The sequence below is a fragment of the Paraburkholderia sejongensis genome, assembly GCF_020880815.1.
GTDB classification, from domain to species: Bacteria; Pseudomonadota; Gammaproteobacteria; order Burkholderiales; family Burkholderiaceae; genus Paraburkholderia; species Paraburkholderia sejongensis.
Genome location: NZ_JAJITD010000014.1, coordinates 151,671 through 177,539 on the forward strand (window position 1 = coordinate 151,671; position 25,869 = coordinate 177,539).

At 64.6% G+C, this 25,869-nt stretch carries 23 protein-coding genes; 18 read left to right on the forward strand and 5 right to left on the reverse strand.

Annotation, left to right across the window (positions count from 1 at the left end; all coding sequences use genetic code 11):
• Nucleotides 1-9 precede the first annotated feature (9 nt).
• The 5 genes from LJ656_RS25320 (at nucleotide 10) to LJ656_RS25340 (ending at nucleotide 6,861) form a co-directional block, all read left to right on the forward strand.
• The gene (locus LJ656_RS25320; RefSeq protein ID WP_230512261.1) at nucleotides 10-1,143 is read left to right on the forward strand and encodes a mannitol dehydrogenase family protein; all 1,134 of its coding nucleotides are present in this window, start codon (nucleotides 10-12) and stop codon (nucleotides 1,141-1,143) included.
• A 71-nt stretch (nucleotides 1,144-1,214) separates the two neighbouring features.
• Entirely contained in the window at nucleotides 1,215-2,501 is a 1,287-nt protein-coding gene (locus LJ656_RS25325; protein WP_230512262.1) for an MFS transporter, read from the forward strand.
• 63 nt (nucleotides 2,502-2,564) lie between these two features.
• Nucleotides 2,565-4,112 (forward strand): UxaA family hydrolase, encoded by a 1,548-nt coding sequence (locus LJ656_RS25330; protein ID WP_230512263.1) that lies wholly within the window; start codon nucleotides 2,565-2,567, stop codon nucleotides 4,110-4,112.
• Nucleotides 4,113-4,183: 71 nt separating this feature from the next.
• On the forward strand, nucleotides 4,184-5,425 hold the full coding sequence (locus tag LJ656_RS25335) for an alpha-hydroxy acid oxidase (RefSeq protein WP_230512264.1): 1,242 nt from the start codon (nucleotides 4,184-4,186) through the stop codon (nucleotides 5,423-5,425).
• Between the two features lie 17 nt (nucleotides 5,426-5,442).
• Nucleotides 5,443-6,861: an FAD-binding oxidoreductase gene (locus LJ656_RS25340; protein WP_230512265.1), complete on the forward strand. Its 1,419-nt coding sequence runs from the start codon at nucleotides 5,443-5,445 to the stop codon at nucleotides 6,859-6,861.
• Nucleotides 6,862-6,881: 20 nt separating this feature from the next.
• On the opposite strand, the gene LJ656_RS25345 is transcribed toward LJ656_RS25340, so the two are convergent.
• Nucleotides 6,882-7,256 carry a DUF3564 domain-containing protein gene (locus tag LJ656_RS25345; protein ID WP_230512266.1) on the reverse strand — a complete coding sequence of 125 codons (375 nt, stop codon included), beginning with the start codon at nucleotides 7,254-7,256 and terminating at the stop codon, nucleotides 6,882-6,884.
• Nucleotides 7,257-7,457: 201 nt separating this feature from the next.
• Here LJ656_RS25345 and LJ656_RS25350 point away from each other — a divergent pair, with 201 nt between their 5' ends.
• Nucleotides 7,458-8,444, forward strand: a complete 987-nt coding sequence (locus tag LJ656_RS25350; RefSeq protein ID WP_230512267.1) for a zinc-dependent alcohol dehydrogenase family protein — start codon at nucleotides 7,458-7,460, stop codon at nucleotides 8,442-8,444.
• A 111-nt stretch (nucleotides 8,445-8,555) separates the two neighbouring features.
• Here the strand turns inward: LJ656_RS25350 and LJ656_RS25355 are convergent, their stop codons facing one another.
• Both LJ656_RS25355 and LJ656_RS25360 read right to left on the reverse strand, forming a co-directional pair.
• Nucleotides 8,556-8,924, reverse strand: coding sequence for a hypothetical protein (locus LJ656_RS25355; protein WP_230512268.1), 369 nt, complete (start codon nucleotides 8,922-8,924; stop codon nucleotides 8,556-8,558).
• A 356-nt stretch (nucleotides 8,925-9,280) separates the two neighbouring features.
• Nucleotides 9,281-9,784 carry a flavin reductase family protein gene (locus LJ656_RS25360; protein WP_230512269.1) on the reverse strand — a complete coding sequence of 168 codons (504 nt, stop codon included), beginning with the start codon at nucleotides 9,782-9,784 and terminating at the stop codon, nucleotides 9,281-9,283.
• 271 nt (nucleotides 9,785-10,055) lie between these two features.
• On the opposite strand from LJ656_RS25360, the gene LJ656_RS25365 reads away from it, so the two are divergent.
• The 3 genes from LJ656_RS25365 (at nucleotide 10,056) to LJ656_RS25375 (ending at nucleotide 14,628) form a co-directional block, all read left to right on the forward strand.
• The gene (locus tag LJ656_RS25365; protein WP_230512270.1) at nucleotides 10,056-10,841 is read left to right on the forward strand and encodes a COG4705 family protein; all 786 of its coding nucleotides are present in this window, start codon (nucleotides 10,056-10,058) and stop codon (nucleotides 10,839-10,841) included.
• A 275-nt stretch (nucleotides 10,842-11,116) separates the two neighbouring features.
• Entirely contained in the window at nucleotides 11,117-12,244 is a 1,128-nt protein-coding gene (locus tag LJ656_RS25370; protein ID WP_230512292.1) for a porin, read from the forward strand.
• A 410-nt stretch (nucleotides 12,245-12,654) separates the two neighbouring features.
• Entirely contained in the window at nucleotides 12,655-14,628 is a 1,974-nt protein-coding gene (locus LJ656_RS25375; protein ID WP_230512271.1) for a phosphatase PAP2 family protein, read from the forward strand.
• Nucleotides 14,629-14,706: 78 nt separating this feature from the next.
• On the opposite strand, the gene trpS is transcribed toward LJ656_RS25375, so the two are convergent.
• Nucleotides 14,707-15,723, reverse strand: coding sequence for a tryptophan--tRNA ligase (trpS, locus tag LJ656_RS25380; protein WP_230512272.1), 1,017 nt, complete (start codon nucleotides 15,721-15,723; stop codon nucleotides 14,707-14,709).
• A gap of 324 nt (nucleotides 15,724-16,047) precedes the next feature.
• Here trpS and LJ656_RS25385 point away from each other — a divergent pair, with 324 nt between their 5' ends.
• The 8 genes from LJ656_RS25385 to LJ656_RS25420 all read left to right on the forward strand — a co-directional run bounded on the left by LJ656_RS25385 (nucleotide 16,048) and on the right by LJ656_RS25420 (nucleotide 22,398).
• A complete protein-coding gene (locus tag LJ656_RS25385; protein ID WP_230512273.1) occupies nucleotides 16,048-16,953 on the forward strand; it encodes a LysR family transcriptional regulator in 906 nt (301 codons plus the stop codon).
• Between the two features lie 142 nt (nucleotides 16,954-17,095).
• Nucleotides 17,096-18,046, forward strand: coding sequence for a ketopantoate reductase family protein (locus LJ656_RS25390; protein ID WP_230512274.1), 951 nt, complete (start codon nucleotides 17,096-17,098; stop codon nucleotides 18,044-18,046).
• Complete coding sequence (locus LJ656_RS25395; RefSeq protein ID WP_230512275.1) at nucleotides 18,043-18,435, forward strand: VOC family protein; 393 nt, start codon at nucleotides 18,043-18,045, stop codon at nucleotides 18,433-18,435. Before LJ656_RS25390 ends, LJ656_RS25395 begins: the two co-directional genes overlap by 4 nt.
• Before the next feature lie 2 nt (nucleotides 18,436-18,437).
• The gene (locus LJ656_RS25400; RefSeq protein ID WP_230512276.1) at nucleotides 18,438-18,899 is read left to right on the forward strand and encodes a MaoC family dehydratase; all 462 of its coding nucleotides are present in this window, start codon (nucleotides 18,438-18,440) and stop codon (nucleotides 18,897-18,899) included.
• Nucleotides 18,899-20,119 (forward strand): CaiB/BaiF CoA transferase family protein, encoded by a 1,221-nt coding sequence (locus tag LJ656_RS25405; protein WP_230512277.1) that lies wholly within the window; start codon nucleotides 18,899-18,901, stop codon nucleotides 20,117-20,119. Before LJ656_RS25400 ends, LJ656_RS25405 begins: the two co-directional genes overlap by 1 nt.
• Nucleotides 20,119-20,952 (forward strand): shikimate dehydrogenase, encoded by an 834-nt coding sequence (gene aroE, locus LJ656_RS25410; protein WP_230512278.1) that lies wholly within the window; start codon nucleotides 20,119-20,121, stop codon nucleotides 20,950-20,952. Before LJ656_RS25405 ends, aroE begins: the two co-directional genes overlap by 1 nt.
• Nucleotides 20,953-20,975: 23 nt before the next feature.
• Complete coding sequence (gene aroQ / locus LJ656_RS25415) at nucleotides 20,976-21,413, forward strand: type II 3-dehydroquinate dehydratase (RefSeq protein ID WP_230512279.1); 438 nt, start codon at nucleotides 20,976-20,978, stop codon at nucleotides 21,411-21,413.
• Between the two features lie 130 nt (nucleotides 21,414-21,543).
• Complete coding sequence (locus LJ656_RS25420; protein ID WP_230512280.1) at nucleotides 21,544-22,398, forward strand: DMT family transporter; 855 nt, start codon at nucleotides 21,544-21,546, stop codon at nucleotides 22,396-22,398.
• Nucleotides 22,399-22,454: 56 nt separating this feature from the next.
• Here LJ656_RS25420 and LJ656_RS25425 read toward each other — a convergent pair whose 3' ends face one another.
• Nucleotides 22,455-23,900 (reverse strand): MFS transporter, encoded by a 1,446-nt coding sequence (locus LJ656_RS25425; RefSeq protein ID WP_230512281.1) that lies wholly within the window; start codon nucleotides 23,898-23,900, stop codon nucleotides 22,455-22,457.
• Nucleotides 23,901-24,283: 383 nt separating this feature from the next.
• Here LJ656_RS25425 and LJ656_RS25430 point away from each other — a divergent pair, with 383 nt between their 5' ends.
• Complete coding sequence (locus tag LJ656_RS25430) at nucleotides 24,284-25,228, forward strand: dioxygenase family protein (RefSeq protein WP_230512282.1); 945 nt, start codon at nucleotides 24,284-24,286, stop codon at nucleotides 25,226-25,228.
• Nucleotides 25,229-25,869 lie beyond the last annotated feature (641 nt).

The following is a 25,869-nucleotide window of genomic DNA, read 5'->3' on the forward strand; positions in this document are numbered from 1 at the left end:
CCCAAAACGATGAGTAATCCGATCCTTCAATTCGGCACGAGCCGTTTTTTGCAGGCGCACGCGGATCTGTTCGTGTCGGAGGCGCTCGATGAGGGCCGCGCCCTCGGCCACGTCACAGTCGTGCAAACCACCGCGAATCCGGACAGTCTCGCGCGGATCGACGCGTTGCGCGCGCGGCGCGAGTACGACGTGCGGATTCGTGGCGTGCGTCATGGGGCTGTGATCGACACGACGACCCGTTGCCACGCGATCAATGAAGCATTGAACGCGAACACGGACTGGCCGGCGGTAGTCGAGCGCTTCGCCAACGATGCACGTGTGGTGATCTCGAACACCGGCGATCGCGGCTACGAAGGTTTCGCTGAAGACACCGCCGAACTGCTGCGCAACGCGTCGAGCGTGCCGCGCGGGTTCGTCGCGAAGCTGGTGGTGCTGCTGCACGCGCGCTTCCATGCGGGCGCCGCGCCGCTGACGCTGCTGCCGTGCGAACTGGTGTCGCATAACGGCGATACGTTGCGCGGCCTCGTCGCGGACCTCGCACGCGCGTGGGGCGCGGAGCCCGAATTGATCCGCTATATCGAGCACGGTTGCGTGTGGGTCAATTCGCTGGTCGACCGGATCGTGTCGGAGCCGATCGTGCCGGTCGGCGCGGTGGCTGAACCGTACGCACTGTGGGCGATCGAGCGACGCGCGGAGATGGTGCTGCCGTGCGAGCACGCGGCGATCATCGTCACCGACGACCTGCCGCATTACGAACGCCTGAAGCTGCTGTTGCTCAATCTCGGCCACACGTGGCTCGCCGAGCGCTGGCAGGTCGACGCGCGCGATCCGCACGAAAACACGCTGCATGCGATGCGCGATCCGGCGTTGCGAGCCGATCTTGAATCTCTGTGGCGCGATGAGGTATTGCCGATATTCGACGCGCTCGGCCAAGGCAGCGACGCGCGTGCCTATCTCGACGAGGTGCGCGAGCGCTTCGAAAACCCGTTCCTCGACCACCGTCTCGCCGACATCGCGCGTAATCACGAACAGAAGAAACTGCGCCGCTTCGGACCGGTGATCGAACTTGCGCGCGAGCTCGGCGTGCGAGTCGAGCAGCCGCGCCTGCGCGCGGCGCTGGGGGCGTCGCCCGCCAGCAGCTGACGCCGCACCGCGCCGCATTCCGACATACCTGAAAACCCCAACCCGGCCCCGAGCCAGGAGGAGACAGTTTGATGAAAAAAATGCGTTGGGTCGTGATTTTTCTGTGCTTTCTGGCCATCGCGGTGAACTACATCGACCGTGCGAATCTCGCGGTTGCCGCGCCCGAGATCGAAAAAGCGCTCGGCATCGGTCCCGCCGAAATGGGCTTTATTTTGAGCGGCTTTTTCTGGACCTATGCGTTGATGCAGATGCCGTTCGGCTGGTTCGTCGATCGGGTCGGCGCGCGCATCGCGCTGCCGCTCGCGGTCGGCTGGTGGTCGGTGTTCACGGCGGCCACCGCGGTGACCACCAGTGTGGCCGGGATGTTCGGCTGCCGGCTGCTGCTCGGCGTCGGCGAGGCGGGCGCGTATCCGTCGTGCACCAAGCTCGTCAGCCAGTGGTTCCAGCCGCGCGAGCGTGCGATCGCGACCAGTATCTTCGATAGCGGCTCGCGGGTCGGCTCCGCGCTGTCGATCCCGGTCGTCGCGCTGATCATCGGCACGCTCGGCTGGAAAGCGGCCTTCATTCTGACCGGCGCGCTGGGCGCGGTGTGGATCGTCGGCTGGTTCGTGATCTATCGCAATCCTACACATGACGCGCTCGGCGCCGCGCCGGACGCCACACCCGCGCAGTCCGCCGGCGTCGATCAGGAACAGGTCACGTGGGCGTCGCTGTTTCGTCACCGCACGCTGTGGGGGATGATGCTCGGCTTCTTCTGCCTGAACTTCGTGATCTATTTCTTCATCACGTGGTTTCCGAGCTACCTCGTGCAGACCCGCGGCTTTTCGCTGAAATCGCTCGGCACGCTCGGGATGATTCCGGCGCTGATCGCCATTCCCGGCGGTTGGCTCGGCGGCTATGTGTCGGACACGCTGTTCCGGCGCGGCTGGAGCCTGACCGCCGCGCGCAAGACCTGCATGGTCGGCGGGATGCTGTTGTCGTCGGTGATCACGCTGTCGGCATTTACCGAGAACACCTATCTGATGCTCGCGTTCTTCGGCATCGCGTACGGCAGCCTCGCGTTCGCCGCCGCGAGCATCTGGTCGCTGCCGTGCGATGTCGCGCCGACACCGCGTCACGTCGCATCGATCGGCGGAATCCAGAACTTCGCGTCGAACCTGGCCGGGATCGTGATCACGACCTTTACCGGCGTGATGGTCGCGATGACCAAGGGCTCGTTCACGATTCCGCTGGTCGTCGCGGGCGGTTTTTGTTTTCTCGGCGCGTTCAGCTATCTTGTGATCGTAGGCCGCATCGAACCGCTGTCGCTCGAGCCGGCCCGGCGCGCCGAACCCGAAGGCGCGCGCTCGGCGATCTGACGCGTTGCACTTTCACGTATCGGCCCATTACGTATCCGACTCATTTCGCTTTCGAGGCTTTTCATGTCGACTCAAGCCAGCGTCGCGTCCGCGGTCATCCGCCTGCATCCGGCCGACGACGTCATCATCGCCACCCGCCAGCTATTGCCCGGCACCCGCATCGACGCGGAACAACTGGTGGTGACCGGACTGATTCCGCCCGGCCACAAGATCGCCACGCGTGATATCGCGAAGGGCGAGCCGGTCAAGCGCTACAACCAGGTCATCGGCGTCGCGCGTGAAGCGATTGCGCGCGGCCAGCACGTGCATGTCCACAACCTTGGAATGTCCGAGTTCGAGCGCGAGCATCGCTTCGGCATCGATGCGCAGCCGACCGCCTATGTCGACGAACCCGCGCAATTCATGGGGATTCGCCGCGCGGACGGCCGCATCGCGACGCGCAATTACATCGGCATCCTGACCAGTGTGAACTGCTCGGCGACGGTCGCGCGCGCGATCGCCGATTATTTCCGGCCCGACGTGCGTCCCGAAGCGCTCGCCGACTATCCGAATGTCGACGGCGTGATCGCGTTGACACATGGCCTGGGCTGCGGGATCGACATGCAGGGCGAGGGAATCGGCATTTTGCGCCGCACGCTCGCCGGCTACGCAGTGCATCCGAACTTCGCGTCGGTGCTGTTCGTCGGGCTCGGCTGCGAGACCAATCAGATCGACGGCGTGCTCGAAGCGGGCGGCCTCGCGAACAGTGATCTGAAGCTGCGCAGCTTCACGATCCAGGACAGCGGCGGCACGCGCAAGACGATCGAACGCGGCGTCGCGATGGTGCGCGAGATGCTCGCCGACGCGAACCGCGTGGAGCGCGTGCCGGTGTCGGCCGCGCACTTGTGCGTCGGCTTGCAGTGCGGCGGCTCGGACGGCTATTCCGGGATCTCCGCGAACCCCGCGCTTGGCGCGGCGGTCGACCGGCTGGTGCGGCATGGCGGCACCGCGATCCTGTCGGAGACGCCGGAGATTTACGGCGCCGAGCATCTGCTGACGCGCCGCGCGGTCAGCGCCGAGGTCGGCGCCAAGCTGCTCGCGCGGATCGCCTGGTGGCAGGACTATTGCGCGCGCAACGGCGGCGCGATGGACAACAATCCGTCGGCAGGCAACAAGGCCGGCGGGCTGACGACGATCCTCGAAAAATCGCTGGGCGCGGTGGCGAAGGGCGGCACGACCAATCTGGTCGACGTCTACGAATACGCGCAGCCGATCGCCGCGAAGGGCTTCGTGTTCATGGATTCGCCGGGCTACGACCCGGTGTCGGCGACCGGCCAGGTCGCGGCGGGCGCGAACCTGATCTGCTTTACGACCGGACGCGGCTCGGCGTATGGCTGCGCGCCGTCGCCGTCGCTGAAGCTCGCGACCAACAGCGCGCTGTGGGAGCGCCAGGAAGACGACATCGACCTCAATTGCGGCGGCGTGATCGACGGCAGCGCGAGCATCGACGAACTCGGCGAAGCGATCTTCCGGATGATGCTCGATTGCGCGTCCGGAGTCCGCACGAAAAGCGAATTGCACGGCTACGGGCAGAGCGAATTTGTGCCGTGGCAGGTCGGCGTGGTGACGTGAGTCACCGCTATTCACAAGACCTGCAAGACCAATAAAACCGCATAAAAGACTGCGCACACAGGAGGAGCGAATTGGAACGCCGCCTTTATTCGGGCCGCGACGTGAAGCGGGCGCACAGCATCGACGATCTGCGCGCGATGGCGCGCCGGCGCTTGCCGAATTTCTGTTTCGAGTATGTGGAGGGCGGCGCCGAAGACGAGGCAACGCTGCGCCGCAATCGCGACGTATTCGGCGAAATCGCGTTTCTGCCGCGCACGCTCGTGAACGTCGAGAAACGCAACCAGAGCGTGACGCTGTTCGGCGCGCGCAGCGCATCGCCGTTCATGATCGGACCGACCGGCTATAGCGGCCTGATGTTTCGCGAGGGCGACGTCAAGCTCGCGAGCGCCGCGGCGGCGGCCGGAATTCCGTTCGTGTTGAGCAACGTGTCGACCGTCGCGCTCGAAGAGGTCGTGCGGCGCGCGGGCGGACGCGTGTGGATGCAGGTCTATATGTACCGGACGCGCGAATTTCTCGCGAAGCTCGCGCGGCGCGCGCAGGCGGCCGGCATCGAGGCGCTGGTCGTGACGACCGACAGCGCGGTATTCGGCAAACGCGAATGGGATCTGCGCAATTACATCGCGCCGCTCAAGCTCGACTGGCGCAACAAGTTCGACGTGCTGCGCCATCCGCGCTGGGCCGCCAACGTGCTGTGGCCGCACGGAATGCCGCGCTTCGCGAATCTCGGTGACCTGTTGCCGCCGGGACAGAACAGCGTGAAGGGCGCGACGATCACGCTCGGTCAGCAACTGGACCCGTCGCTATCGTGGGACGAGATCCGCTGGCTGCGCGATCTGTGGCCGAACCGGCTGATCATAAAAGGCGTGCTCGGCGCGCCGGATGCGTTGCGAGCGGTGCAAGCCGGTGTGGATGGGATCGTGCTGTCGAATCACGGCGGCCGCCAGCTCGACAGCGCGGTGTCGCCGATGGACGTCTTGCCGGAGGTCGTCGAGCAGGTCGGCGGCAAACTCAGCGTGATGCTCGACGGCGGTTTCCGGCGCGGCTCGGAGATTCTCAAGGCGATCGCGCTGGGCGCGGACGCGGTGCTGCTCGGTCGCGCGACCACCTACGGTCTGAGCGCGGGCGGCCAGGCGGGCGCCGAACGCGCAATCGAAATCTTGCAGACGGAGATCGATCGAACGCTGGGCTTGTTGGGTTGCCCCAATATCGCGGGGCTCGATTCCGGTTATCTGCGCTATCTGCGCCACGCGTCCCCGCTCCCACAGACAAGAACCCAGGCGCGGCACGCCCACGATGAGGCGCTGCTCGCGTGACGAACAGGAGACATCCGATGCAGGACCCAAAGACCACGGCGGCTAACAGCAGCGACGCGCTAGCCGAATTGCGCGCGACGCTCGGCGCCGACGTTGTGAGCCTGCCGGCCGAGTTCGACGGCAGGCAGTTCGCGGACTGGAGCGGCACGCCGAGCACCACGCCGCTTGCCTTGATCCGCCCGCGCACGACCGAGGAAGTCGCGACCGCGTTGCGGATTTGCCATCGGCACAACCAGCCGGTCGTCACGCAAGGCGGCATGACCGGCCACGCGGGCGGCGCCTGCGTGCTTGGCGGCGAGGTCGCGCTGAGCGTCGAGCGGATGAGCGGCGTGCTCGAAATCGACCCGGTCAGCGCGACGCTGACCGTGCTGGCCGGCACGCCGCTGCAGGTCGTCCAGGAAGCGGCCGAGCAGGCCGGCTTCATGTTCGCGCTCGATCTCGGCGCGCGCGGCAGTTGCACAATCGGCGGCAACATCGCAACCAATGCGGGCGGCAATCGCGTGATCCGCTACGGGATGATGCGCGACCAGTTGCTCGACGTCGAAGCAGTGCTCGCGGACGGCAGCGTAATCGGCGGCCGGCGCAAGATGATCAAGAACAACACCGGCTACGATCTGCGCAATCTGCTGGCGGGCAGCGAAGGCACGTTGGCGGTCATCACCAGCGCGGTGCTGCGTTTGCGCGCGAAGCCGACGGCGGTCTCGACCGCATGGTGCGCCATGCCGAATTACGACGCGGTCACCGCGCTGCTCGGCCGCGCGCAGGCGTGCCTGCCGGCCGGCGTGTCCGCGTTCGAGGTGATGTGGCCGAGCTATTGCGACTTCATCCGCGAGCGGCTGCCCGAGCTGCGCGTGCCGCTCGGCAGCGAGCATGCTTACTACGTACTACTGGAGACGTGCGGCGCGGACCCGGAACGGCAGTCGGCGGCGTTCGAGGATTTTCTCGCCGACATGCTCGACGACGGCGTGATCGCCGACGCGGCGCTTGCGCAGTCGGAAGCGGACGCCGCCGCGTTCTGGGCGATTCGCGACGCGCCGGCCGAGTATCCGCGCCTGATTCCGGGACGCGTGTCGTTCGACATCAGTTTTGCGGTCGCGCAGGCGGGCGAGGCGGCGCGGCGTTGCGACGAACGGCTGCGCGCGCGCTGGCCGCGCGCGACGATCCTCGTATACGGCCATCTGGGCGACGGCAATCTGCATGTGGTGGTGCAGGAACCCGGCTGGCGCGACGACGCGATCGACGCGGTCAAGGAGGTGGTTTATGAAGTGACCGGCGAGCTGGGCGGGTCGGTGTCGGCCGAGCATGGGATCGGCGAGGAGAAGTTGAAGGTGCTCGGGCTGTCGCGCTCGCCGGCCGAGCTTGCGGCGATGAAGGCGATCAAGCTGGCGCTCGATCCGCGCAATATTCTGAATCCGGGCAAGGTGATCGCGATGTAGCGGCGCGATCACGAATCGCTTTACGCGGCGGCGCCGACGGCGAACACCCCGTGTTCCGGCTCGCTCGTTTCGGTATCCACGCATTGGACGCGCCAGTGGCCGCTCAGCAACTCGCGGCCGCGTTCCGCGCACCAGTGCACGCAGCCGGTCTCGCCTTCGAATGGTCCGCACGGATTGTTCAGATCGAATCCGTCCAGCACGCAGACCGGCGCCGCGCCATCGTGGCCGCACACGAGCACATTCGCGCCGTCCTGATTCAACACGCCCCAACTAGGCAGATCGAGCCCGAAATGGCCTTCGCGCGACCAGCGCAGCGTGTCTTTGTCGAGCCAGAGAATGGCGAAAGCCATCGGATTGACACGGTCGAACGTGTCGAGATGAACGGTGAGGCGCATGCTGGGTCTCCGGGATTTGAGAAGGCGGGTGGGGCGGGGTGTCCGGCGCGGCGCGCGCTTGTCGCGGCCGGCATAAGATCAGTGTAGGAGCCGGCGTGCGGCCGCGGGTGCGGTTGGATGTCGCTCTATCTCAAAAAAAGCGGCCGCCGCGGCCGTCGTCGCGACGCACGGTAGCCGTCCACGCCCGGCAAGGAGGACGCGATGCGAGCGATGCTATTCGACGGCAGTTCGGCGACGCTCTACGAGCGCGATTTGCCCGACCCGCGGCCCGGTCCCGGGCAGATTCTGCTCGACGTTCATGCGTGCGGCGTGTGCCGCACCGATCTTCATCTGGTCGATCGCGAATTGACGGAGCCGAAGCGGCCGGTGATTCCGGGGCACGAAATCGTCGGCGTGGTGGCCGAACTCGGCGCGGGGGTGACGGGCTTCGCGCTGGGCGAACGGGTCGGCGTGCCGTGGCTCGGGCGCACTTGCGGGCAGTGCCGCTACTGCCGGTCCGCGCGCGAAAACCTCTGCGACGACGCGGGCTTTACCGGCTACACGATCGACGGCGGCTATGCGGAGCGCACCGTCGCCGATAGCCGCTACTGTTTCCATCTGCCGTTTCACTACACCGATATCGAGGCCGCGCCGCTGCTGTGCGCGGGGCTGATCGGCTATCGCACGCTCGCGATGGCGGGCGACGCGAAGCGCATCGGCCTCTATGGCTTCGGCGCGGCCGCGCATATCGTCGCTCAGGTCGCGCGCCATCAGCAGCGCGAGGTCTATGCGTTCACGCGTGCCGGCGATCACGCGGCGCAACAGCTCGCGCTGCGGCTGGGCGCGGCATGGGCCGGCGGCAGCGACGAGCCGCCGCCCGTCGAACTCGACGCGGCGCTGCTGTTCGCGCCGGTCGGTGCGTTGGTGCCGCGGGCATTGCGAGCGGTCGCGAAGGGCGGGGTGGTGGTCTGCGGCGGAATTCATATGAGCGATATTCCGGCGTTCCCGTACGCATTTTTGTGGGGCGAACGGCGCGTCGTGTCGGTCGCGAATCTGACGCGCGACGATGGCGTTGCGTTTATGCGGATCGCCGACGCGACACGGTTGTCGATCGAGACGACAAGCTACGCGTTAAGCGATGCGAATCGCGCGCTCGACGATTTGCGAAGCGGCAGGTTGACGGGCGCTGCGGTGTTGACGATGGGGTGAGATTCGGCCGGGTTGTGGGCTTGGTGTCGCGCCGCTGTTGATTCACCATCGCGCTGATCATGCGGGCCGCCGATGTACGGCGCGATTCGCGCACGTGCTGCATGCCCCGTGTCAGCGCACCGGCGTCCCGTTCTTCGTTTGCTCGGTGTTTTCTGGCTGCTGCGGTGTTTCAGCCGGAGCGGGAGCCGTGGCCGCAGCACTTGGCGCGGCCGTATCGACCGAAGGCAGCTCCTCATTGGTCGCGTCGACCGCCGACGCGACTTGCGGATCATGGCCGAGCAGCGGCGGCTGCATGTCGCGCCGTCGTGCGTAGCGTCCCGCATAGGCGCAGCATGCGCCGACGGCAAATGCGCCGAACGCCGGCAACGGCAGCGACACCGCGAGAAACACCGAGCCGGTGCCGATGGCCACCCAGGCGACGAACGATAGGTTCTTTCGTCTGAAGAGTGCGCGTCGGATTATGGTCGTGTCGCGTGGCATGCGCGAAAAGCCGTTCCGTGGGCGCGGTTCAGATCTGTTGCGCGGGATCGACGTGGGTTGCGCGCTCGCTTGGGACGACTGCGCGCGTTGCTGAGGACATTGGGCGTTGAAACAACGAATGCACTGCGGCGCTGAGATTATGCGTTTCCATGATGAGCCTCCGGGAGGTCGATCGGACAACCGGTTTGTGCAAGTGCCGTGCCCGAGCGCCTGCGCTGTGAAAACGCGCTCGAAGCAGGGCATTTCTACCAGGTCTGCTGTCAACGTATCGACATGGCGGCAACTCTGACCTGAAAATTCCTCCATTCCGGGGTGCTCCGTGCCGTGATCGCCAATCCTCGCCGCGCACTGTGCGTTCAATCGAACGAATCGGGAAAGAGCTCCGCGCTGTTGTCGAGATTGCCGGTCTGCGCATAAATCAGCGGTGGCCCGTCGGGGGCCACCAGCGCGCCATCGACGACCCGGCCGATCACCAGCCGATGATCGCCTGCCGCCACGTCGTCGACCACCCGGCAGTCGAAATGGGCGAGCGCGTCGACCAACAGCGGCGCGCCGGTGATGCCCGCGCGCCAGCGGATCGACGCGAGCTTGTCGACGCTGCGGCCGGACTGCGTGCCGAAATGCGCGGCAAGCGGCTGCTGCTCCGCGCGCAACACGCTGATCCCGAACACCGCGCCGCGCCGCAGCAGCTCGTACGATTTGTGCTCGGGACCGATGGTGAGCGCGACCAGCAACGGCGCAAACGACACCTGCATCACCGAACTGGCGGTAAATGCGTTGCGCCGCTCGCCGTCCGCGACGCCGATCACGTACACCCCGGAAGTCAGGCGTCTGAACAGCATCGCGATGTCGTCACTCATGGCGGCTCCTATCGGTTAACGCGGCTTGGCGCGAGCTGGCGCAGATTGGCGCGCGCTGCCGTGTGGCATATGGCGCGGATTTCGGGCACGGTGCCGGAACCGCCGCGCCGAAAACAGGGCTCGCAAAAGTTGCGCCCGGCACATCGCGCGGCGCCGCCGCGCATCGTTGCGTGGCGCGCGCTACGAATTTCCGGTGAACGCTTAAGGGCCTCTTAATGCCCGATCGCCGATCCTGTCGCCCTCGCACAATCGCATTCGACAAAGGAAGAATATGGATACCACCATAAGTAGGACGATTGAACCTTCGCTCAGCAAGGTCCCGCAGATCACCTTGGGTTTCTGGATCGTCAAGATCGTCGCGACCACGCTCGGCGAAACCGGCGGCGACTGGGTCACGATGTCGTTGAAGCTCGGCTATCTGATCGGCTCGGCGATCTTCGCGGTGTTCTTCATTGCGCTCGTCGCTGGTCAGATCAACGCGCGGCGCTTTCAGCCGGCGCTGTTCTGGGCCACGATCGTCGCGACGACGACGCTCGGCACGACGCTGGCGGATTTTTTCGATCGCTCGGTCGGCGTTGGTTACCCCGGCGGCGTCGCGATCATCCTCGCGCTGCTGCTGCTCAGTCTGCTGATCTGGTACAGGAGCGAGGGCACGGTGTCGGTGCAGAGCATCACGACCGCGCGCGCCGAATGGTTCTACTGGATTACCGTGCTGTTTTCGCAAACGCTCGGTACCGCGCTGGGCGATTGGGTCGCCGGCGAGGACCGCGGGGGCCTCGGGCTCGGCTACGGCGATGGCGCGATGCTGTTCGGCGCCGGACTCGTGATCGTCGGCGGCCTGTATTTCTGGCCGCGCGTGTCGCGCACGCTCGTGTTCTGGGCCGCGTTCGTGCTGACGCGGCCGCTCGGCGCGACGCTCGGCGACTTTTTCGACAAGCCGGTCGCAGACGGCGGCCTCGAGATGAGCCGCCTGTATGCGTCGCTGATCCTGCTTGCGTTTATCGTCGTGTGGGTCGCGGTGGTGCCGCAGCGCGCGGCCGGTGAGCCCGCGCAGTGACGCGCGGCGGAATCGATCGCTCCGGGTCGATTCCGCATTATTGATATAACGCTGTTTTGCAATTCTTAATAATGAGATAAGCGAATAGATTGCAGATTATTTGCGCTTTCTCAATCCAACTTACGATAAACCGGAAGAGTTGCGGCTTTGCAACGGTATATCCTCGGGAGCGGCGCTATATTTCCAGTCCCGGAAAGAGGCAGCCGTGCCTTATTCATTCGTTTTAGCGATTGAATACGTATCCCGGAAAAGGAGTTATCGTGAAAAGAAAAAGCATCAGCAAGACTTTGATCGCCTTCGCCGCGCTCGGCGCATTCAGCGTTGCCGCGCACGCGCAAAGCAGCGTGACCCTGTACGGTTCGCTCGACGCGGGGCTCGCATATGTGAACAACATCGGCGGCAACAGCGCGTGGCTGCAGTCGAGCAATCTGCTGTCTTACAGCACCTTCGGCCTGCGCGGCGCGGAAGACCTCGGCGGCGGCCTGAAGGCGATCTTCAAGATCGAGTCGGGCTTCAATCTGTCGAACGGCGGCTTCAGCGACAACGGCATGTTCAACCGTCAGGCTTACGTCGGTCTCGCGAGCCGCGACTTCGGCACGTTGACGCTCGGCCGGCAGTTCGACTCGGTGGTCGACTACCTGTCGCCGCTGTCGCTGGCAGGCCAGGCGGGCACGGTCAATCTGGCCGCGCACCCGCTGAATAACGACAACATCGGCGCGCAGTACGCGATCAACAACGCGGTCAAGTACGAGAGCGCCGATTACGCGGGCTTCCATTTCGGCGGCCTGTACGGCTTCAGTAACGCGGCCGGTCAGTTCGCGAACGGCCGCGCGTGGAGCGTCGGCGCCGGCTATGCGAACGGTCCGCTGAAGGTCGCCGCCGCCTATGACCAGACCAACACCGACAGGAACTCGTTCAACGGCAATGCTGCGGCGACTGTGCCGTTCGGCGGCGACCTGAAGCGCACGTTCGGTGTCGGCGCGAACTATGGGTTCGGCCCGGCGACCGCCGGCCTGCTGTGGACGCGGACGCGGGTGCAGGGTTCGACGTTCGGTTTCGAAGGGCTGAATGCGCGCTTCGACAATATCGAAGTGAACGGCACGTATAGCCTGACGCCGTCGCTCGCGCTGGTCGGCAACTACACGTACACGTACGGCAAGACCACCGGCGGCGGCACCGACGGTTCGTCGCCGAAGTGGCACTCGGCCACGCTGGCGGTGGACTACTCGTTCAGCAAGCGCACCGATGTGTACCTCGCCGGCGCGTACCAGCATGCGTCGGGCGACATCTACAACAACGGTTCGTTCGTGGTGGGCAATGCGCCGAATATCGCCGGTCTGCTGGGCGAATCGTCGACGCAAAACCAGGTGGCCGCGACGATTGGATTGCGCCACCGCTTCTGAGTCGATGCGTAATTACTGAATTAATCGGCAACAGGGCTCATGACGCGCTATTCGAGATGGCGCGTCGTTTTTAATTTTGTCTCAATAAGAAATAAATCGCAGTTCATTGATTTAGATTAAATCAATCTCAGTGGTGCGCCGGTAATATCGGTCTCTGAGGAGTTCGATTTCCTCAATTGTCGTTCAGGTATTACTCTCGGGAACTTCGCCGCCCTTTCTCCAAGGGGCGGCATTTTTTTTGGGCGCGCGGTTCACCCGACCTTCGCCCGACGTTCACCCGAAGCGCCGCGGCCCAACCGGCGGCGGCGCGCTCGGCACGCTGCGAACTCACTAATCGCTAGCTTGCAATTGAAAGGTCATCTTCGTCGCGCAGAATCTGGGGCCACAAAACCACCTGAGGGGAGTTCCGGATGTCCGCATCACATCGCCGCTTGCCGTTGCACATCGCGCTGCTGTCGAGCATCGCCGTTCTGACCGCATGCGGGGGCGGCAACAAGACCGATTCCGCCACCACCGCCAGCAGTGCGGCCAACGTTGCGATCCCGGCCGCGCCGGCAGATCCGGGTTATGTCGACAGCGCGCCGGTGCCGGCCGTCCCGGCCTTCGTCGATACGATCGCCACCAACCAGCGCGGCGACGCCCGCTACGCGACGCTCGACACCAACGCCGGGGTCCGCGTGGTCCAGCGCTTTCTCGATCTGTGGCAGCCGGCCACGCTGCTGGTCGACGCGGGCGCGAGCGCGACCGCGAACGGCGCGTTTCCGGCGGTCACCGCGTCGACCTGCTCGGGCTTGCCGGCGAGCGGCGTGGCCTGCGGCACGATCCTGAACAGCACCGTGCTGTCGGCCAACGTGCAGTACGTGATCAACGCCACCACTGGCCGCACCCAGGCGCAAGCCGACGCCGCTTACTACGACGACCGCCGCAACAAAGGCTATAGCGTGACCGACGGCATGGGCCCGCTCACCGACGCCTGGCGCAGCGCGGCCCAGCAGACCACCACGATCACCAGCATCCCGGCCGACGCGACCACGGTCGTCTATAACGACGGCGGCAACAACGTCGGGGTCGGCAGCGCGGCCGGCAACTCGGGTTTCGGCGCGGTCGTCGATCTGCTGTCGGAGATGGGCAACAACGCATCGACCGAGCCGGCCAAGCGCTTCTACAAATACGCGCGTCCGTATCGCTGGAGCTCGAGCGTGGTCGTCGACCCGACGCTGGTGCCCGCGGAAAGCGCGACGCCGGCGACCGACGGCGGCTTCATCAGCGGCCACACGGCCGAAGCGGTGCGCGACGCGATGACGATGGCGTGGCTCGTGCCGGAACGCTACCAGGAGATGCTCAGCCGGGGGCTCGAACTCGGCGAGAACCGGATTCTGGCCGGCATGCACGCACCGCTCGACGTGATCGGCGGGCGCATGTTCGCGCTCGCGGTCAGCGCGGCCAATCTCACCGCCTACAGCGCCGATGCGCAAACCGCCTATACGCAGGCGCATCAGACGTTGCAACAACTCACGGGCACCACCGACGCGAGCTTCGCCGCGCTCGCCCATTCGGGCACCGCGAGCACCGATCGCTTCGCGGACCATGCGACCAACAAGGCCGAGTTCACGCGCCGCATGACGTTCGGTTTCAGCCAGATCGAATCGACCGACGCGCCGCCGGTCGTGCCCAAGGGCGCCGAAATCCTGCTGCAAACCCGCTTCCCGTATCTGAGCGCCGACCAGCGCCGGGTCGTGCTGAAAACGACCGAAATCGTGTCCGGCTATCCGGTGATGGACGATGCGGAAGGCTGGGGACGCCTGAATATGTTCGCCGCCGCCGACGGCTACGGCGCGTTCAACGGCGGCGTGACCGTATCGATGGATGCATCGCGCGGCGGCTTCAATGCGGCCGACACGTGGCGCAACGACATCTCCGGCACCGGCAAGCTGACGCTGCAAGGCAGCGGCACGCTGACGCTGGCGGGCAACAACAGCTACAGCGGCGGCACCCAGGTGAGCGGCGGCGTGCTCGCGGCCGGTTCGGCCGCGGCGTTCGGCGGCGGCGACGTGTATGTCGGCGCCGGCGGCGGCGTGAAGATCGCCGCCCCCGCGCCGGTGACGATCAACGGCAAGTACACCGAACTCGCCGACACCACGCTCGAACTGGACATCGACGGCAACGGCGGCGGACGTCTGCGCGTCGGCGGCCAGTTCACCGTGGTCGGCGGCACGCTGCATGTGAAGTTCGTCAACGGCTACGCGCCGAAGGCCGGCGACGTCATCGCGCTGATTGACGGCGCGGCGGGGGCGGCGAAGTTCTCGACGGTGCTTGTCGATGGCTTCAAGGCGACGCCGGTGTATTCGGCCACCGGCGTGTCGGTGAAGCTGTCGGCTTCGTGATGGGTTGACGTGCGGGGTTGACGTGCGCGGCGCCCGGCGTTGCGGCCGGGCGTGCGCGTGTTCGTCGCATGTTCGTCGTTACTGCGCGAAGTAACTCAGACCCAGCGCGCCCTTCACGTCGGCCAACGTGGCGGCCGCCACTTCGCGCGCATGCTCGGTGCCGCGCTTGAGGATCGCGAGGACCTCGGCGCGGTCCGCCTCGTACTCGCTTCGGCGCGCGCGGATCGGCTCGATCAGCGTTTGCAGCCGCTCGTTCAGCACGCGTTTGACGACGCTGTCGCCGAGTCCGCCGCGCCGATAGTGAGCTTTCAGCTCGTCGACCTTCGCGACATCCGGCTCGAATGCATCGAGAAACGCGAACACCACATTGCCCTCGACGCGGCCCGGATCGCTGACGCGCAGATGCTGCGGATCGGTGTACATGTTGTTGACCGCGCGGGTGATCTCGTCGGGCGTCGCGCCGAGCGTGATCGCGTTGCCGAGCGACTTGCTCATCTTTGCCTTGCCGTCGATGCCCGGCAGCCGCGTAACCGACGACAGCACCGCTTCGCATTCGACCAGCACCTCGCGTTCGACGGTGTTGTTGAACTTGCGCACCAGTTCGTTGGTTTGCTCGATCATCGGCAACTGGTCGTCGCCGACCGGCACGTGCGTGGCCTTGAACGCGGTGATGTCGGCCGCCTGGCTGACCGGATAGGTCAGAAAGCCGGCTGGGATGTCGCGCTCGAAACCGCGCAGGCGGATCTCTTCCTTGATGGTCGGATTGCGTTCGAGACGCGCGACGGTCACGAGGTTCAGCAGGTATTGCGACAGCTCGGCCAGCTCCGGCACCTGCGACTGGATCAGGATCGTCGTCAGCGCCGGATCGATGCCGACCGCGAGGTAGTCGAGCGCGACTTCGAGCACGTTTTCGGTGACTTTCTGGTGGCGGCCGACGTTGTCGGTCAGCGCCTGGGTATCCGCGAGCAGCAGAAACTGCGTGGCTTCGTGCTGCATTTGCACGCGGGTGCGCAACGAGCCGATGTAGTGGCCCAGATGCAGCGGGCCGGTGGTCCGGTCGCCGGTGAGGATGGTCGGTCGATTCGCGAGCGTCATGGGTCGAGGTTCCGCAGGTTCGACACCACCAGCCGCGAGCGCGCAGAAACGAAAATGCCGCCCTGACTGGCGGCATCACGTTTGTTGAAAATGCGTAAAGAAACGGGCCGCCTGGGTTAGGCGCGCCACCAACGATGGGTGTTCAGCAGGGCCGGTTTCGTGTTCATGGCGGGGAGTATAGCGCAGTGCACCGGGGGCGGCGCAAGCGGTGGGCGATCGATAAAGACATCACGAACAACGACGCCGGCGGCCTGGCGAAAATCGCAATGGTTATACTGGAGGCATTGCGTGCTGCAATACAAAGCAATAACCCGCGATCCCACCATGAACCCCGCCGAACTCCCCGATCTGAAACTGCTGCAGCTTTTCGACCTCCTGTACGACGTGCGCAGCGTCACGCGCGTCGCCGAACAGTTGGGGCAGAGCCAACCCACGGTCAGCATCTGGTTGGGGCGCCTGCGCGAGCATCTGCAGGATCCGCTGTTCGTGCGCACGCCCGGCGGGATGACGCCGACGCCGCAGGCCGACGCGCTAATCGGCCCATGCCGCGAGATTCTCGAATCGCTGCGACGCTTCGCGGCGTGGGAGATCGCGTTCGATCCGACCACCGCGAAACGGCGTTTTCGCATCTGCATGACCGACGCGAGCCACGTCACGTTGCTGCCGCGGCTGCTCGCGCATGTGCGGGCGCAGGCGCCGGGCATTCGTCTGGAGGCGGTGCGGATCGACGGCAACACCGAGCGCGCGCTGGAGTCGGGCGAGGCAGATCTGGCGATCGGGCATGTGCCGTGGCTCGGCGGCGGCATGTATCAGCAGCAGTTGTACCTGCAGGATTGGGTCTGTCTGGCCAATCGCCATCACCCGCGCATCCGTGCGAAACTGAGTCTGAAGCAGTACTGCGCGGAGGGGCATGTCGTGATTACCGCGGGCACCGGCGCGCAATTACTGGATCAGGCGTTGCTGCGCGCGAACATCGAGCGTGACGTCGTGCTCGAACTGCCCGCGTTTCTCGGGCTCGGCGCAATCATCAAGACGACCGATCTGATCGCCACGCTGCCGCGCAATATCGGCGAAACCCTCGCGCAAGCGCACGATGTCGCGGTTCACGCGTGCCCGGTGGCAGTCGACGGTTTTGCGGTGCGGCAGCACTGGCACGCGAAATATCATCACGAAGCGGGCAATCGCTGGCTGCGCGGCGTCGTCGCGGATCTGTTCTGTAGCGGCCGGTAAGCGGTTCGACTGAGCTGGCAGCGCCGCTGCATCGCACAAACTTCGTTTTGCTCATTGCACTGTGCAATGACGCTATTAAATCCATTGCATTGCCGAAATGAGCGGTGGCTCGTATCGTGGTCGTCATATTCACGGAGACACCATGAAAATCGCTTTTCTAGGGGCTGGCGCGCTCGGCTGCGCGATCGGTTCCGCTCTCACCGAAGGCGGCCACGAAACCTGGCTGGTCGACCGCTTCGAAGCGCACGTCGATGCGATGCGCCGCGACGGCCTGAAAGTCGACGACACGAACGGCTCGCGCCAGGTCAAGGTTCGCGCGACGACTAATCCCGCCGACGTCGGCGTAGTCGATCTCGTGATCGTGCTGGTCAAATCCTTCCACACCGAAGCGGCGATGCGCGGCGCGCTCGCGCTGGTCGGTCCGAAAACCGTCGTGATGTCGCTGCAAAACGGCCTCGGGCACGAAGACGTACTGAGCGACGTGGTAGGCCGCGAGCGCGTGCTGGCGGGCAAGACCTACGTCGGCGGCGTGCTGAAGGCGCCGGGGAATATCCAGTCGGGCGTGAGCGGCAAACTGACGATCATCGGCGAACTCGACGGTCAGGTGACCGAGCGGGTGCGCGCGATCGCCGAAGCGTTCAACAGCGCGGGCCTGCTCACGTCGGTCAGCGACAACATCCTCGGCACGATGTGGGACAAGCTGCTCATCAACGTCGCCACCGGCGCGATCACCGGCATTACCGGTCTGACGTACGGCCAACTCTACGAAGAACCGGTCCTGAAGGCCACCTCGCTGGCGGCGATCGAAGAAGCGATGGCCGCCGCCACGGCCGCGGGCGTCACGCTCTCCATCAAGAAGGCCGAGGACGCGTGGACGATGGCGGCCGAAGGGCTGTCGCCCGCGTTCAAAACCTCGATGCTGCAAAGCCTCGAAAAAGGTTCGGTTACCGAAATTGATTTCATCAACGGCGCGGTGGTCCGCTGGGGCGAGCGGCTCGGCGTGCCGACGCCCGTCAATGCAACGCTGGTCGCCTGCATCAAGGGAGTCGAACGGGCGATGAGCGACCGTCAGAAACAGGGAGTGGCGGCATGAGCGGCACGAAAGCGTACCTGGAGCACGTGGCGATCTGGGTGAAGGACATTCACTGGCATATCCGCTTCTTCGAACAAGTGCTCGGCATGACGATGCGCGAGGTCGACGGCACTCCCGACGAGCCGCGCCAGTACTGGACGCTCGGCGGCCTGCAGTTCATCAGCGAGCCGCGTTTCGAAGGGCCGGAAGGGCGTCTCGGTCATCTCGGCGTGATGTGCGAGGACCTCGAAGCGGCGCTCGCCGCCGCGCAGGCGTTCGGCGTCAGCGAGATGCCGCAGGGCCGCAACTGGCTGCGTCTGCCGGACGGACTCGCGGTCGAACTGATTCAGGCCAAACCCGCCGCGTGTGTCGCACAGGCGCTGTCGATCAACCCACGCGCGGAGGCGTGAGCATGAGCACCATCATCGAAAAGTACTGGGACGACGCAAAGGAAGGCGACGAGTGCGTGAGCCCGACCTACACCGTCACCAAAGAGCGCATCCTCGCGTACGCCGATCTGACCGGCGATCACACGCCGGTGCACGTCGACGAGGCGTACGCGAACGCGAGCCACTTCGGTTCGATCGTCGCGCATGGGTTGTTCGGATTGTCGATTGCCGATGGCCTGAAAACGCAGAGCGACTATCGTTTTCTGCCGGGGATGTCGCTCGGCTGGACGTGGGACTTTCTGCTGCCGATCAAGGTCAACGACGTGCTGCATGTAAAGTTTCGCGTCGGCAGCATGCGCCCGAGCAATAGCCGTCCCGGCTGGGGCATCGTCGTATTGCCGTCCGAACTGATCAATCAGGATGGCCAGGTAGTCCAGCGCGGCGAACACCGGCTGATGATTCCGCGCCGTCCGGGAGCGAATTGATGCAAGCCCGTCCCCTCGAAGGTATTCGCGTCGTCGACTACAGCCATTTTCTGGCCGGTCCGTATGTGGGCCGCTGTCTCGCGGCGCTCGGCGCCGAAGTGATCAAGGTCGAGCGTCCCGGCAGCGGCGACGCCGGCCGTCAGCACGCAACGATTCTCGACGACCAGACCAGCGCGTACTTCCTGCAGTTGAACATGGGCAAGCGCGGCGTCAGCGTCAACATGAAAGATCCGCGCGGCAAGGCATTCATGCAGCGCCTGTGCGATTCGGCGGATGTGTTCATCGAGAACTACCGGCCCGGCGCGCTGGAGAAACTCGGGCTCGGCTATGCGGAGCTGTCCAGGCGCAATCCGGGCCTCGTGTACTGCTCGATTTCCGCCTACGGTCATACCGGACCGGACGCGCATCGCGCGGGCTTCGGCCTGATCGCCGAGGCGAAGAGCGGGATCATGCAGATGATCGGCAATCCCGGCGAACCGCCGCCGCTGATGCGCATCTCGCTCGGCGACATGTACACCGGCATCCATGCGGTCGCGGCGATCAACGCCGCGCTGCTCGGCCGGGTCAAGAGCGGGCGCGGCCAGCATATCGATATGGCGCTGTACGACACGCTGGTGTCGATGCACGAATACGCGGTGCAGTGCTACACGATGCAGGGCGTGCTGCCCGAGCAGACCGGCCACGACATGCCGACCTCGACGCTGTACGGGGTGTTTCGCGCGGCGGACGGCGATCTGGTGATCGCCGCGCAGGTCGACGATTCGTGGAAACGCTTTGCCGCGCTGGTCGAGCAACACGGCGGCCCGGCGGGCTTCGGCACCGACACCCGGTTCCACGATCTGAACGGGCGCAACGCCCATCGCGAAGAAATCCTCGCGGTGGTCAAGCCGTGGGTTGCCGGGCGCGCGGTCGCCGACGTGCTGGCGCTGCTCGATAGCGTCGACGTGCCGAGCGCGAAAGTGCAGCGCATCGACGAAGTGGTCAACGATCCGCAGATCGTCGCGCGCGGCATGGTGATCGAACAGGAGCATCCGCGGCTGGGGAAACTGCGCCTGCCGAATCTGCCGTTCCGCTTCTCCGATTGCGACACGTCGATTCGCGACGTCGGTCCGGATCTCGGCCAGCACAACGAGGAAGTCGCGCGGTCGCTCGGCTTCAGTGCGGCCGAGATCGATGCGATGCAGGCCGAAGGTGTGCTGTTTTCGAAAGCGGGGCAGTGATGACAGATCGATACGCGGTGATCGGCAATCCGATCGGCCATACGAAATCCCCGCTGATTCATGGACTGTTTGCCGAAGCTACCGGGCAGGCGCTCGAATACACCGCGATCGAAGGCCCGCTCGAGCCGCGCGAAGGCTTCGCTCAAACGGTGAAGGCGTTCATCGCGGCAGGCGGTAAAGGCATGAACGTCACCGCGCCGTTCAAACTCCACGCATTCGAACTCGCCGACGAACGGAGTGAGAGAGCGACGCTCGCCGGCGCAGTGAATGCAATGAAGTTCGAGAACGGCCGGATCATTGCCGAGAACTTCGACGGCGTCGGCCTCGTGCGCGACATCGAAGCGAACCTGCAGCGGCCGATGGCGGGCAAGCGCGTGCTGATTCTCGGCGCGGGCGGCGCGGTGCGTGGCGCGCTACTGCCGTTCCTCGCGGCGGGTCCCGCGCAGCTGGTGATCGCGAACCGCGATGTCGCGAAGGCCGAGGCGCTGGTCGCCCAGGTGGGCGCTGGCCAGTCATTGCGCGCTTGCGGTTATCGCGAGCTCGAGGCGATGGGGTCATTCGATCTCGTCGTCAACGCGACTTCCGCGAGCCTGACCGGGCAGTTGCCGCCGGTGCCGCCCGGCGTGTTCAGCCCCGCCGGCACCGCCTATGAACTCGCATACGGCAAGGGTCTCACGCCGTTCCTGCGGCTCGCGCGCAACGCGGGCATCCAGGGCGTCGCCGATGGCGTCGGCATGCTGGTCGAGCAGGCGGCCGAAGCGTTCGCATGGTGGCGCGGCGTGCGTCCCGACACGCGCGCGGTGATCGACCGGCTCACCGTGCCGCTCGACTGATCAATCATTACCGTCTACCCACGATGAAACAGTTTCTGATGCTGCACGGCATCAACCACAACATGTTCGGCAAGCGCGATCCCGCTCAGTACGGGACCGCGACGCTCGACGATATCGACGCGCAACTTCACGCATTGGCGCAGGAGTTGGGCGTCGCCGTGCAGAGTTACCAGACCAATAGCGAAGCCGACATGTGTTTGCGCATTCATCAGGGGTTCATCGACCAGGTCGATGGCGTGCTGATCAATGCCGGCGCGTGGACTCACTACAGCTACGGGATTCGCGATGCGCTCGCGATCCTGACCGTGCCGGTGGTCGAAATTCATATGTCGAATATTCACGCCCGCGAGGAATTCCGCCACAAGTCGGTGTTCGCGGAAATCGTGAAGGGCCAGATTTGCGGGTTCGGTGTCGACAGTTATCTGCTCGGGCTGCGGGCGGCCGTTCGCGCGGCCGCGTGATCGAACGGATGCGATACCGCCAGCGCCGCGCGCTATTCGTCACGATCCGGCATAGCCGGCAGCCGGGAGAAGGCATCTGAAATATCTGACCCGCGTGGTGGGCGACGGCGTTGCAGCGGGCGTCGTCGTCATGTTGATGACGACCGCGATCTTCGCGGGTAGCGACGCGATGGCCAAACTCATCGGCACGACGATGCCGCTGCTGGCCATGCTGTGGTTCCGATATCTGTTCCAGGCACTGACATTGGGTGCCCTGCTGGTGAAGCGCGCGGTGTGGCCGCTGCGTTTCGCCGGACCGATGCGCTTGCAGATCCTGCGCGCGATGCTGCTATTGGCGAATTCGGCCTGCACCTTTGCCGGCTTGCGACATCTGCCGCTTCCCGTCACGACCGCTCTGGCGATGATGGCGCCGTTATTCACGACCCTGCTTGCCGCGACGCTGCTCGGCGAGCAGGTCCGGCTCGCGCAATGGGTGGCGGTCGCCGCCGGTTTTGCCGGCATGCTGCTGATCGTGCGGCCGGGCAGCGATGGTTTTTCGTGGGCGGTCTGTTTTCCGATCGGCTCGGCAATCTCGTTTGCCTGTCTTCAAGTGGTGTCGAGCCGGCTGTCGAAGGGCGGCGATGCATTCGCGACGAATTTCCTGACCGCACTGCTGGCGACGCTGGCATTGACGTGCCTCGCGCTCGCCGATCAGGCCGCGCTCCTCGCGCAGGTTCGGCTCACTCCGTGGTCGAGCTGGGCACTCCTGCTGCTGATGGCCACGCTCGCCACGTCGGGGCAGATCACGTTGCTGGAAGCGCTGCGGCGCGCACCGCTGTCGGTCCTGACGCCGTTCACTTACACGCAACTCGTATTCGCGGCGCTGCTCGGCTGGCTGATTTTCGGCCGCGTGCCCGACTCGGCGACCGCGCTGGGGATCGGCGTGATCGCGGCGAGCGGGATGGCGACCATTGTCGCGCGCCGCGCGCCGAAGATCGCGCGATAGCCGCTCGGACATCGCGCCACGCGCGGCGCAGCAGCGCCGCGCCGGCGCGCAGCCCGTCAGCGCGGCTGGACCGCCGTACCGGCGAGATCGGCGTTGCTCAACGACTGCTCGCGCAACTGTTCATAGTGCTCTTTCGACAGCGGCACCGCGCTCCGGTTGCCGAGTTCCGCGAGCGGCACGCGAAACGTCTCTCTTGCGCTCCATGCCGAGAGCGCGGACACGATAGTCGCGCCGAAGGTGAGCGAGCCGATCAGCAGCGGAACATTGTGCGAACCGGGGGGCGCCACCGCCGCGAACAGAGCGGGAAGCAGCGCGGTGAGCGTCGTGCCGAGATTCTGCGCGATCGCCATGGCCGAAACGCGGAAGCGGGTCGGGAAAAGCTCCGGATAGTAGCTCGGGAAGATCGCGTTATAGCCCTGATAGACGACACCCCACATCAGGATCGACATCACGAACGCGAACGGCAGGTTGTGGATGCTGATCGCGTACAGATACGCGAACGACAGCAGTCCGGACGACAGCGCGCCAAACATGATCGGAATCCTGCGCCCAATCCGGTCGGACAGATTGCCGACGAACGGAATCACGATCACCGCGACGATATTGCCGACCACCGGAATCCACAGATACACGCTCGGGTGAAAGCCGATCCCGTACGACGGCTGAACCGCATAGGCGGCGCCGAAGATCGTCGCGACCACCGGAATCACGTTCATGAACGCCATGAAGAACACGCGAGTCATGTCCGGCCAGCTGTATTTGAACGCTTCGAGAATCGGCGCGCGTGCGACCTTGCCGCTTGCGTCTTCCTTCGCGAAGGCGGCCGTTTCATCGACCTCGCGACGAATGATGTAACCGGCCAGCAGCACGAATGCGCTCAACAGAAACGGGATACGCCAACCCCACGACAGCAGCGCGTCTTGCGGCATGTAGTACGCGAGCGGCAGGAACACCGCGGCGGCGAGAATCTGGCCGGCCTGCACGCCTTGCAGCGTGAAACTCGCGAAGTAGCCGCGGCGACCGAACGGTGCCTGTTCCATGATCATCGAGCTGGCACCGGAAATTTCGCCGGCGACCGCGAAGCCCTGTACCAGTCGCAGCAAGACGAGCAGCGCGGGCGCGAGCAGGCCGATCGATTGATAGGTCGGCAGCAGACCCACGGCCATCGTCGAAAAGCCCATCAGGAACATACAGATCAGCAGCACCGTCTTGCGGCCATGCGTGTCGCCCCAGTGACCGAGCACGAATGCGCCGATCGGGCGGGCGACGTAGCCGACGCCATAGGTCGCGAGTGAAGCGACGATCGCGATCGTCGGATTGCCCTTCGGGAAAAAGATCTGCGGAAAGATCAGCGCGGCGGCCTGTGCGTAGATGAAAAAGTCGTAGTACTCGAGTGCCGAACCGATCCAGCCGCTGGCCGTCGCGCGTCTCGCCTGTTTGCGGGCGCGGGCATCGGCGAGATCGCCCCTGCTGCTCGCGTGGGAAGGCCGTGTTGTCTGCATGAATGTCTCCTGATTCTAAGTATGTCGGCGCAGCTTCGAAGGCTGCATCGCGCGACGCTTGTCGATTGAAAGCCATCCCGGGCATGGCGCCGTTCGTGAGCTCGCAATCACGGTGCAAGATACGAGTGCTGGTTCCCGGCCGCAATGCAATGAAACGAATAGCGATATTGCATAAGGCAATACTCGTGACACCTCGCGCAAACTCGCATCGCTCAAATCGGTCTGGTTTCGAGTCATACCGATTCGGTATAGGCTTGACCGAAATCGGTATTGGACGGTCTTTGCCGGCGGCGCGCACTATCCGGTCCAAACGGACCGCGGCAGCGGCTACCGCTTGTGAATAGCGGGCGCGGCGCCGGGCATCAACGAGAGGGGACACACAGATGATCATCGGAAGTCAGCAGGACGTGACGCGCGCGGTACTGGCGGAAATCGAGCGGGCGCCCAACCCGCGATTTCGCGAGATCATGTCCGCGGCGGTGCGGCATCTTCACGATTTCGCGCGCGACGCGAAACTGACCGAGGGCGAGTTTCACCAGGTGTGCGGATATATCGCTAAGCTGGGTCAGCTGTCGAATGCATCGCATAACGAAGTGGTGCTCGCGAGCGGTTCGGTCGGTCTGTCGTCGCTGGTTTGCTTATTGAACAACGGCGACGCCGGCCAGACTGAAACGACCGCGAACCTGATGGGACCGTTCTGGCGGATGGATTCACCGGTTACACCCAATGGCGGCTCGATCGTGCGCTGCGAATCGCCGGGCGTGCCGATTTTCGTGAATGCGTGGGTGCGCGATACAGCGGGGCAACCGGTCGCCGGCGCGCAAGTGGATGTATGGCACACGTCGGCCGAGGGCTTCTACGAGAATCAGGACCCGGGCCAGGCCGAGATGAATTTTCGCGGCAAATTCACCACCGACGCCGACGGCCATATCTCTTTTCGCAGCATCAAGCCCGCCGGCTATCCGATTCCGCTATCGGGGCCGGTCGGCGACTTGCTGCGCGCTCAGGGGCGCCACAACATGCGCCCGGCGCATATCCATTTCATGATCTACAAGCCGGGCTTCAAGACGCAGTTCTCGCAAGTGTATTCGAGCGACGATCCGAATCTCGAGACCGACGTGCAGTTCGGCGTGACGAAAGCGCTGATCGGCAACTATGTGCTGCACGAGAACGAAGCGGCGCCCGACGCCGATGTCAAAGGCGCGTGGTATTCACTCGATCATCAGTTCCGGATCGAAGCGGGCGAGGCAAAGCTGCCGAAGCCGCCGATCACCGGCAAGGCGGAAGGGCCGCGGCCGGTGTGGACGGTGTTGCAGCGGGTGGAGTGAAGCGGGGGCGGCAGGTTTGGAGGCTGGCGACGGGTTTTGCGGTTAAAACCCGTCGCGACGACAGTTGGCTTGACGGGTTATCTGGTTGGGGAGTGGGCGCGTCGATTGAAACAGGTCACTCATCGAAACAATCGATTTTTTTGGGCTTTTCGTCGTTTAAAACCTTGATTTAAATCGTTTATTGGTTAAATGATTATTCTCCGGTCTGTCTGGTGAGAAGGTGTGAGGTTGATCTAATCCAGATTAGATCTGACGCGAAGTGAGACTGGGTTATGAATTGACGCAAGCGCATGGTGTGCCGGGCTGGCGCAGCTTTGTGCCGAGATTGTCCCATCATAAAAATAATTATTAAATCTATGCGTATGGAATTCACAGTTCCTCTGCCTTGTATAAAATTCGGTGAATTATTGTCAATTCCCGCGCATCGATATTTCTCCTGGCGACATGTCATGCTATTTTCCGCCTCACGATGATTCGGTGGGTGTGAAAGGCAGTGTGGAACCGCAATCAAAAAAATAACCACGATAACGAATTAGAAACGGGTATGGGGTTCAAGTCGCACCTTCTCGCAGCACGCCTCTTGCAACGCGACCTCGCGCGCTTCGGTGCATGGACTGAGCGACGCTTCGCGGCGCCATCCT

Excerpts from the sequence above, each read along its gene's own strand:
- LJ656_RS25405 (WP_230512277.1), top strand. The coding sequence starts at position 18,899 with ATGCAAGCCCGTCCCCTCGAAGGTATTCGCGTCGTCGACTACAGCCAT.
- LJ656_RS25340 (WP_230512265.1), top strand. The coding sequence starts at position 5,443 with ATGCAGGACCCAAAGACCACGGCGGCTAACAGCAGCGACGCGCTAGCC.
- trpS (WP_230512272.1), bottom strand. The coding sequence starts at position 15,723 with ATGACGCTCGCGAATCGACCGACCATCCTCACCGGCGACCGGACCACC.
- LJ656_RS25360 (WP_230512269.1), bottom strand. The coding sequence starts at position 9,784 with ATGAGTGACGACATCGCGATGCTGTTCAGACGCCTGACTTCCGGGGTG.
- LJ656_RS25400 (WP_230512276.1), top strand. The coding sequence starts at position 18,438 with ATGAGCACCATCATCGAAAAGTACTGGGACGACGCAAAGGAAGGCGAC.
- LJ656_RS25385 (WP_230512273.1), top strand. The coding sequence starts at position 16,048 with ATGAACCCCGCCGAACTCCCCGATCTGAAACTGCTGCAGCTTTTCGAC.
- LJ656_RS25355 (WP_230512268.1), bottom strand. The coding sequence starts at position 8,924 with ATGCCACGCGACACGACCATAATCCGACGCGCACTCTTCAGACGAAAG.
- LJ656_RS25375 (WP_230512271.1), top strand. The coding sequence starts at position 12,655 with ATGTCCGCATCACATCGCCGCTTGCCGTTGCACATCGCGCTGCTGTCG.
- LJ656_RS25365 (WP_230512270.1), top strand. The coding sequence starts at position 10,056 with ATGGATACCACCATAAGTAGGACGATTGAACCTTCGCTCAGCAAGGTC.
- LJ656_RS25420 (WP_230512280.1), top strand. The coding sequence starts at position 21,544 with ATGTTGATGACGACCGCGATCTTCGCGGGTAGCGACGCGATGGCCAAA.
- LJ656_RS25395 (WP_230512275.1), top strand. The coding sequence starts at position 18,043 with ATGAGCGGCACGAAAGCGTACCTGGAGCACGTGGCGATCTGGGTGAAG.
- LJ656_RS25320 (WP_230512261.1), top strand. The coding sequence starts at position 10 with ATGAGTAATCCGATCCTTCAATTCGGCACGAGCCGTTTTTTGCAGGCG.
- LJ656_RS25330 (WP_230512263.1), top strand. The coding sequence starts at position 2,565 with ATGTCGACTCAAGCCAGCGTCGCGTCCGCGGTCATCCGCCTGCATCCG.
- LJ656_RS25325 (WP_230512262.1), top strand. The coding sequence starts at position 1,215 with ATGAAAAAAATGCGTTGGGTCGTGATTTTTCTGTGCTTTCTGGCCATC.
- LJ656_RS25430 (WP_230512282.1), top strand. The coding sequence starts at position 24,284 with ATGATCATCGGAAGTCAGCAGGACGTGACGCGCGCGGTACTGGCGGAA.
- LJ656_RS25390 (WP_230512274.1), top strand. The coding sequence starts at position 17,096 with ATGAAAATCGCTTTTCTAGGGGCTGGCGCGCTCGGCTGCGCGATCGGT.
- LJ656_RS25425 (WP_230512281.1), bottom strand. The coding sequence starts at position 23,900 with ATGCAGACAACACGGCCTTCCCACGCGAGCAGCAGGGGCGATCTCGCC.
- aroQ (WP_230512279.1), top strand. The coding sequence starts at position 20,976 with ATGAAACAGTTTCTGATGCTGCACGGCATCAACCACAACATGTTCGGC.
- aroE (WP_230512278.1), top strand. The coding sequence starts at position 20,119 with ATGACAGATCGATACGCGGTGATCGGCAATCCGATCGGCCATACGAAA.
- LJ656_RS25345 (WP_230512266.1), bottom strand. The coding sequence starts at position 7,256 with ATGCGCCTCACCGTTCATCTCGACACGTTCGACCGTGTCAATCCGATG.
- LJ656_RS25350 (WP_230512267.1), top strand. The coding sequence starts at position 7,458 with ATGCGAGCGATGCTATTCGACGGCAGTTCGGCGACGCTCTACGAGCGC.